Source organism: Phaeobacter sp. PT47_59 (assembly GCF_028890025.1).
Classification (GTDB): domain Bacteria; phylum Pseudomonadota; class Alphaproteobacteria; order Rhodobacterales; family Rhodobacteraceae; genus Phycobacter.
On sequence record NZ_JARCJL010000011.1, the window covers coordinates 113,382 to 120,866 of the forward strand.

A 7,485-nucleotide genomic window follows, 5' to 3' on the forward strand; every position below is an offset into this window, starting at 1 on the left:
CAGGCGTGCTGCAGAAAACCGACATACCGCCGGGCGGGGCTTCCAAGGAAGGCCCGCCCAAGGTGAGCGCGCAACCTCAGTCGTTGGAAGACGATGCGCTGCTTGCGCGTTTCGTGGCCGGTGACGGGCGTGCGGCGACCCTCTTGACCGACCGGTTGGGGCCGCGTGCCTTTGGGGTGGCGATGCGTGTTCTCGGCAACCGGGCCGAGGCCGAGGATGTGACCCAGGAGGCGATGTTGCGTCTGTGGCGCATGGCGCCCGACTGGCGCCCGGGCGAGGCGCAGGTCTCGACCTGGCTCTATCGGGTGGTGATGAACCTCTGCATCGATCTGAAGCGGCGTCAGCGTGGCGGGCATCTGGATCTGGATGCGGTGCCCGAGCCGCCCGACCCGGCAAAGGGCGCGCCAGAGCAGTTGCAGGAGGCGGCCCGCCAGGATGCGCTGCAGGCCGCATTGATGCATCTGCCGGAGCGGCAGCGTCAGGCGGTCGTGCTGCGTCACCTGGAAGAGCTGGCAAACCCGGAGATTGCCGCGATCATGGATATCAGCGTCGAGGCGGTTGAAAGCCTGACCGCCCGGGGCAAAAGGGCACTGGCCGGGATCCTGGCCAAGCGACGCGAAGAATTGGGGTATGACGATGGCTGAGACCGAAGACGATCTGAAACGGCTGGACAGCCTGTTCGACGATGCCCGGCAGGCCCGCCCGGCCATGCCCGAGGCTTTGACCGCGCGCATCCTTGCCGATGCGGCCAGCTGCCAGGCAGACCACCGGGCCACGCTTCAGGCCCAAGCAAACGGGACACCACCGGATCGCCTTGCCGACGTAGCCTTTGGCCTGTGGCAGCAGTTCCGGCGCGCGGTTGGCGGCTGGCCTGCGATGGGCGGCATGGTTGCGGCCACGGCGGCGGGGCTTTGGATCGGTCTGGCGCCTCCCAGTTTCCTGCCCGACCCGGTTGCACTGGTTCAGGGCACAAGCGAGTCGACGAACCTGCCATATGAAAACTACGATCTGGCGATGCTGCTGGACGAGGAGACGCAATGACCACCGAAGGACAAAACCCGGATCAGGCGCCGAAAACAGCGCCGGACGGCGATGAGCTGAAAACCCGCAGCGGCATGCGGCCCTGGTTGAAGGCGCTGCTGGCGGTCTCTCTCGCGGCGAACCTGGCGGTTGCGGGCCTGGCTGTCGGGGCCGCGGTGCGCTGGCGCGACGGAGATCATCCGGGACGGCGGCCGCCCTCGGTTGGGGCGATGATCTTTCGCGATCTGGACCGCGACACCCGGCGCGCCCTGCACAATCGTGCCGAAGGGGAACACGGCAGCCACATCGCGCGCCGCCGCGCCGAAGGAGACGCCGTCATCGCGATCCTGATGGGTGATCCGTTCCAGGCAGAGGCCTTGGCCACGTTGCTCAGGCAGCAGGCGGAAAGCCGACATGCCTTCTATATCTCGGTCCAGGAGGCCTGGGTTGCGCAGCTTGAGGCCATGGCAGCGGAGGATCGCAAACGCTATGCGCAGAAGATGCAGGAGCGGTTCAAGAGACATGGCGACGACGGCCCGCCCAGACCGCCCGGTCACTGACCCCTCCGGATTTTGATCCCCGTGGTCACAGAACGCCAGGGCAGATGACGGCTTTGTTCAGCCGTCTTTGCCTGGTTAGATCTTGCCTTTGCAATTGGGGGCGGGGTCAGGCGACCGCGGCGCTGGCCGGGGACATGGTCACCTGATTGCGGCCGGCATTCTTGGCGTCATAGAGCGCCTGGTCGGCCTTGGCGATCAGCTCGGTGACCTTGATGCTCTCGGTCGTGCCGCCGCCAATCACCGCGCCGATGCTGATGGTCACCGAAATCGGCTGATCGATGCCCGGCACATGAAAGGGCTTGCTGTTGATGGCATTGCAGAGCTCGACGGCGGCAAGGCCCGCTTCGAACTCGCTGGCGCCGGGCAGGACGATCATGAATTCCTCGCCACCGACACGCGCCAGCAGATCCACCGGGCGCAGCCGCGCCTGCAAGCGTTTGGCGGCCTCGATCAGAACCGCATCGCCTGCGGGGTGGCCATAGCGGTCGTTGATCTGCTTGAAGTGATCCAGATCGGCCAGCATCAGTGCGAACTTGTCGCCGCTTTCAGAGGCGTTGCGGGCGGTGCGGTCCAGAAAGGGCTTGGCATAGCGCCGGTTGTATAGCCCGGTCATCGGATCCTCGACGGCGGCACGCAACCCGTTGCGCACGCTGTCGCGCAGAAGATCGTGACGGTGCTTGTATTGCAGCTGGGTCTCCAGGCGCAGCGCCAGTTCCTCTACATCGAAACCGGTTTGCAGCACGTCATGGGCGCCACGGTCCAGGGCCTCGGCGGCCACATGGGGATCGGCGGGGTTGGGCACCGCGATGACCACCGATCGGCGGGTGGCGGCACGCGCGCGCAGATCCGCGAGCAGGCGCAGACCGGCGCCTGAAGAGACCTCGTTCAGCTCGATGATGAAGACATCGGCGACAGGTTCGCTCATCAGGGGCTGAACGTCGCCGATCTGATGGGTGCGGATCTCATGCGAGACCGTCTGGCCAAGACGCCGTTTCCAGGCGCGGGCGGTCTGAATATCTTCGGCGACCAGCGCAACGCTCGCCTGGATTCCACGGGCCGAGGTGGCGCGATCGCTCAGCGGCAGGACAAAGCCATGCGAGGCATCCCGCTGCATGTTCAGCTCTTCATTGGCGCTGCGGGCGCGCAGCAAGCTGCGGATCCGGGCCTGGAGAATGACATCTTCCAGCGGCTGCGGCAGCACGTCGTCGATACCGGCAGAGAGGGCTTCGAGACGGCGTGCGGGATTGTCCGAGCGGCTGACCGCGATCACCGGCACATTTGCCAGGGTGTCGTCGCGCATCAGTGCGCGCTTCACATCGGCGGCGCGGCCATCGGGCAGGGCATTCGCGGTCAGAACCAGATCCGGGCGGCAGCTGCGCGCGATATCCAGCACCCCGGCAACGCCGGCCGCCAGCACGACGTCATAATAGGCCGCCGCAAGCTGCACCTTCATCATGATCCGATTGGTGGAGACACCGTCTATGACCAGAATGGTTCCCTGCACACATTGCCCTTTCGATGCACGGGTTTCGATGACTGGTAGTTTTCCCAGTCACTGGTTAATAAACTGTTTCGTATTTTTACTAAATTGGCCGCAAGGTGTCAGGAAGGTGTTCCCATGCAGATTTCCGCCGATGAAGCTGAAACCCTCGCGCTGCGGGCCTTGGCCTGGCTGTCCGGAAATGATGAGCTGTTTCCGGTGTTTATGGGCGCAACGGGTGCGTCTGTCGACGATTTGAAGAGCCGGGCGTCGGATCCGGAGTTTCTGGGGTCGGTGCTCGATTTCTTAATGATGGACGATGCCTGGGTGGTGGGTTTCTGCGATGATGCCGGGCTGAAATATGAATCACCCATGCAGGCCCGGATGGCGCTGCCGGGTGGTGCGCAAATCCACTGGACCTGATAGGGATATCCCCGAACGACTGTAACCCTGGATCATGCACATGCCGGTAGATGCTTTTCTGTTCGACAAGGACGGGACCCTTTTCGATTTTGCCGCCACCTGGAACACCTGGGCGGCGGACATGCTGCTGTCCCTGTCGGCGGGCGACGATGACCTGGCGCGGGCGATGGCCGAAACGCTGCGCTTCGATCTGGAGCAATCCGCCTTTCATCCCGACAGTTTCGTGATCGCCGGAACCAATGCCGAGGTTGCCAGCGCCCTGGCGCCGCATGTGCCCCATATGCCCGAGCCGGAGTTGGAACGCTATCTGGCGCAGAATGCAGCAGAGGCGGCCCTGGCCGAGGCGGTGCCCCTAGCCGCCTTCCTTGATGGTCTGTTGGCGCGGGGCAAGGTGCTGGGGGTGATGACCAATGATGCGGAGCTCTCGGCCGTGAGCCAGCTGCAGCGGGCGGGCGTTCTGGACCGTTTCGCCTTTGTGGCCGGGTTCGATAGTGGTCATGGCGCCAAGCCGGATCCGGAGCCGCTGCTGGCCTTTTGCGATCACTGCGGCGTCCGTCCAGACCGCACCGCCATGGTCGGGGACAGCCTGCACGACCTGCAGGCGGGGGCGGCGGCGGGCATGCAGCGGATCGGTGTGCTGACCGGCATGGCCAGCCGCTGCGATCTGGAGCCACATGCGGATGCGGTGCTGCCGGATATCGGCCATATCCCGGACTGGCTGGATCGCAGGGCCGCCCTGACCCAGGCCTGACCCGGGCCTGACCATCCCCTTCGAAACCGCTGAGCGGCAGCTGCGAATACCGGCTGCTTGCAAATCTGCGCGCGGAACTGTTCAGTTCTGTCCAGAATTTTTGGTCAGCGCCGTGTGGTTGCGAGAAAACGACAGGCCATGTCGTGAATGGAAAGGTGGCCCAAGGGGATATCGGGCCAGTTGAGGGCGCAACACGGGTGAAGGCCGGTGCAACCGGACGGAGGATATCATGGCACGAGCAGCAGCACGCAGACGCGGCGGGGGCAGGGCAGGCGCGGCGGCCCGGCGTGGCGGTGCGGCCCTCAACCAGATGCCCTGGTCCATCCCGGTCAATATCGACAGGCCCACCGAACCGCTTGATCCCGAGGGGGTTGCCGCCATCCACGATGGCGCCATGCGCATTCTCGAAGAGATCGGTATCGTCTTCCTCAACCCCGAGGCCATCGAGATCTTCAAACAGGCGGGCTGCCGGGTCGAGGGTGATCTGGTGCGGATGGACCGCGACTTCGTGATGGAGATGGTCGGCAAGGCCCCGAACAGCTTTGACATCACCCCGCGCAACCTGGACCGCAGGATCCCGGTGGGCGGCAATCATATCCTCTTTGGCAATGTCTCCTCGCCGCCGAACTACTGGGATCTGGAGTTGAACAAAAAGGTCTCGGGCACGCGGGAGCAATGCCAGAACCTGTTGAAACTCACCCAGTATTTCAACTGCATCCATTTCGCGGGCGGCTATCCGGTGGAGCCGGTGGATATCCACGCCTCGGTGCGGCATCTGGATGTGCTCTATGACAAGCTGACCCTGACCGACAAGGTGATGCATGCCTATTCCCTTGGCAAGGAACGGGTCGAGGATGTGATGGAGATGGTGCGTATCGCAGGGGGCCTCAGCCACGCGGAATTCGAGAGCCGCCCGCATATGTACACCAATATCAACTCCACCTCGCCCTTGAAGCACGACTTTCCGATGATCGACGGCTGTCTGCGGCTGGTGCGCAAGGGGCAGGCGGTGGTCATCACCCCCTTTACCCTGGCCGGGGCGATGGCGCCGGTGACCATGGCGGGCGCGGTGGCGCAATCACTGGCAGAGGCGCTTTGTGCCGTGGCGCTGTTTCAATATGTGCGCCCGGGCACGCCCTGCGCGATCGGCACCTTTACCTCGAATGTGGACATGAAATCCGGAGCGCCTGCCTTTGGCACGCCCGAATACATGCGCGCAACCCAGATGACCGGCCAGATGGCGCGTTACTACGGCCTGCCGATGCGCGCCTCGGGTGTCTGCGCGGCCAATGTGCCGGACGGGCAGGCCATGTGGGAGACCTCGAACTCGCTCTGGTCCGCGGTGCAGTCCGGGACCAACATGGTCTACCATGCCGCCGGTTGGCTGGAGGGCGGGCTGATCGCCAGCCCGGAGAAATTCATCATGGATTGCGAGGTCCTGCAGCAGATCCAGCGCTACATGCAGCCGCAGATCTGCGCCACCGGCCCCGAGGATATCGCCCTTGAGGCCATCCGCGAGGTGGGCAACGACGGCCATTTCTTCGGCATCCAGCATACCCAGGATCGCTATACAGACGCCTTCTACCAGCCCTTCCTCAGCGACTGGCGCAACTTTGAAGCCTGGGAGGCCGCCGGAGCCGTCTGGACACCGGAACGCGCCCATCGGATCTACAAGGAGATCCTGGGTGATTTCGAAGCCCCTCCCATGGACCCTGCCATCCGCGAGGAACTGGGCGATTTTGTCGCCCGCCGTAAATCCGAAGGCGGCGCGCCGACGGATTTCTGATCGCTGTTTTGATCCCAATTGCAGGCAGATCGCCCCTTTCGGCCCTGATTCGCAGGCCTTGATACCTGTGACCACGTCAACTGTGCCGTTGGCGGCCAAATAGGCCATTCACGCGGATTCAGTCTAGAATGGCAACGCCCGATGGCAGTGCGTGTCTGGCGTGTGTGCGGCAGGATGCAGCGATGGCTCTGCTCAGACTGAACAGGACAAAATCCTTTCTGTTGCAATGATTTGCCTGCCGGTCCGGCCAAAACCCCTGGTCTGGCCAGTGTTGCGAAATGGAAAGAAATCCCGATCTGTTCCGGGGGTAAATGCTACATTTTCATGGGGTTCAGGCAATTTTGGAGGGGTTGAAGGCTAAAAGTCTCACGGTGGATCTAAGGGAAAATTAGGAAAAATCGCCTATCCCTGCATCGGAATGCGCCTCATCTAAGGACCACTTTGACATGCCTACGTTTCTGTATCGGCTACCTGCCCGAATTTATGCCTTGGCCGGCCTCGCCGTCGTGCTTGCCGCGGTATTGACCTTCATCCTGCTGTCTCGTGCAATCGACAACGCATATGAGATGCGTGAGAAGGAACTCGACAGCCTGACGGACTCCATGGTCAGCGTTCTGGCCAGCCTGGAGGCTCAGGTGCAGGCTGGAACCATTACCCTTGAGGAAGCTCAGGCGCGCGGGATTGCAGCGGTTGAGTTGCCGCGCTTTGGCGCCGCAGGTTACTTCTTTGCCTTCAATCGCGACAACTACATGGTAGCCCACCCGGTGGCCAAGCAGTTGCTTGGCGTGGACCAGTCGGAGTTCGAAGATGTGAATGGCGTCTTTGTTTTCCAGGAGTTCCAGCGCGTGATCAATGAACATGGCAAAGGGGCCGTGATCTACCATTTCAACAAGCCGGATTCGGAAATCCCGGAAGCCAAGATGGGCTATATCAAGCTCTTTGAACCTTGGGGCTGGGTCGTTGGCACCGGTGCCTATGTGGCCGATATCGAAGCGGATATCGCCGCAATGCGCAACTCGGCGCTGATTGCCTTGGTCGTTGGCCTGGCGGCGATGGGCGTGGCCGCCTTCTTCATTGCCCGCAGCGTCATCAATCCGGTTGAAAATCTCAAGGATCGCATGCTGTCGATGGCCGAAGGGGACACCGCATCGGACATTCCGGGCACCGAAAGCCGCAATGAAATCGGCGACATGGCCCGGACCTTGGACGTGTTCCGCAACTCGCTGATCCGTCAGAAGGAGTTGGAAACCGCGCAGAAAGAGCGCGATGCCGCCCAGGCGCAGGTGGTTCACACCCTGACCGATCGCCTGTCGGTACTGGCCAGCGGCGATCTGACGGTGCGCATCGACAGCGCCTTCCCGGAGGATTACGAACAGCTGCGGCTCGACTTCAACAAGACGGTCGAGAACCTCAACGGCACCGTCTCGCAGGTGGTCGAGTCCGCCGCCAGCATCCGCAATGGCGC

General features: G+C 62.9%; 8 protein-coding genes. 7 read left to right on the forward strand and 1 reads right to left on the reverse strand.

Annotated features, from left to right (window positions below):
• The first annotated feature begins 62 nt into the window (after nucleotides 1–62).
• From PXK01_RS12410 to PXK01_RS12420, 3 genes are read left to right on the forward strand one after another with little or no spacing between them, the layout of a single operon-like run.
• Nucleotides 63–644 carry an RNA polymerase sigma factor gene (locus tag PXK01_RS12410; protein WP_274848575.1) on the forward strand — a complete coding sequence of 194 codons (582 nt, stop codon included), beginning with the start codon at nucleotides 63–65 and terminating at the stop codon, nucleotides 642–644.
• Nucleotides 637–1,041: a hypothetical protein gene (locus PXK01_RS12415; RefSeq protein WP_274848576.1), complete on the forward strand. Its 405-nt coding sequence runs from the start codon at nucleotides 637–639 to the stop codon at nucleotides 1,039–1,041. The genes PXK01_RS12410 and PXK01_RS12415 overlap by 8 nt, the downstream gene beginning before the upstream one ends.
• Entirely contained in the window at nucleotides 1,038–1,580 is a 543-nt protein-coding gene (locus PXK01_RS12420; RefSeq protein WP_274848578.1) for a periplasmic heavy metal sensor, read from the forward strand. Before PXK01_RS12415 ends, PXK01_RS12420 begins: the two co-directional genes overlap by 4 nt.
• A gap of 106 nt (nucleotides 1,581–1,686) precedes the next feature.
• Here the strand turns inward: PXK01_RS12420 and PXK01_RS12425 are convergent, their stop codons facing one another.
• Entirely contained in the window at nucleotides 1,687–3,084 is a 1,398-nt protein-coding gene (locus PXK01_RS12425) for a diguanylate cyclase (protein ID WP_274860290.1), read from the reverse strand.
• Nucleotides 3,085–3,198: 114 nt separating this feature from the next.
• On the opposite strand from PXK01_RS12425, the gene PXK01_RS12430 reads away from it, so the two are divergent.
• The 4 genes from PXK01_RS12430 to PXK01_RS12445 all read left to right on the forward strand — a co-directional run.
• Nucleotides 3,199–3,483 (forward strand): DUF3572 domain-containing protein, encoded by a 285-nt coding sequence (locus PXK01_RS12430; RefSeq protein ID WP_274848580.1) that lies wholly within the window; start codon nucleotides 3,199–3,201, stop codon nucleotides 3,481–3,483.
• 40 nt (nucleotides 3,484–3,523) lie between these two features.
• On the forward strand, nucleotides 3,524–4,234 hold the full coding sequence (locus PXK01_RS12435) for an HAD family hydrolase (RefSeq protein WP_274848581.1): 711 nt from the start codon (nucleotides 3,524–3,526) through the stop codon (nucleotides 4,232–4,234).
• A 229-nt stretch (nucleotides 4,235–4,463) separates the two neighbouring features.
• Nucleotides 4,464–6,020, forward strand: a complete 1,557-nt coding sequence (locus PXK01_RS12440; RefSeq protein WP_274860292.1) for a trimethylamine methyltransferase family protein — start codon at nucleotides 4,464–4,466, stop codon at nucleotides 6,018–6,020.
• Between the two features lie 446 nt (nucleotides 6,021–6,466).
• The coding region (locus PXK01_RS12445) for a cache domain-containing protein (protein WP_274860294.1) at nucleotides 6,467–7,485 on the forward strand (1,019 nt) is incomplete at its 3' end.

What these genes read in the sequence shown, in the direction of transcription:
- PXK01_RS12415 (WP_274848576.1), top strand. Translation starts at nt 637, where the DNA reads ATGGCTGAGACCGAAGACGATCTGAAACGGCTGGACAGCCTGTTCGAC.
- PXK01_RS12420 (WP_274848578.1), top strand. Translation starts at nt 1,038, where the DNA reads ATGACCACCGAAGGACAAAACCCGGATCAGGCGCCGAAAACAGCGCCG.
- PXK01_RS12430 (WP_274848580.1), top strand. Translation starts at nt 3,199, where the DNA reads ATGCAGATTTCCGCCGATGAAGCTGAAACCCTCGCGCTGCGGGCCTTG.
- PXK01_RS12435 (WP_274848581.1), top strand. Translation starts at nt 3,524, where the DNA reads ATGCCGGTAGATGCTTTTCTGTTCGACAAGGACGGGACCCTTTTCGAT.
- PXK01_RS12440 (WP_274860292.1), top strand. Translation starts at nt 4,464, where the DNA reads ATGGCACGAGCAGCAGCACGCAGACGCGGCGGGGGCAGGGCAGGCGCG.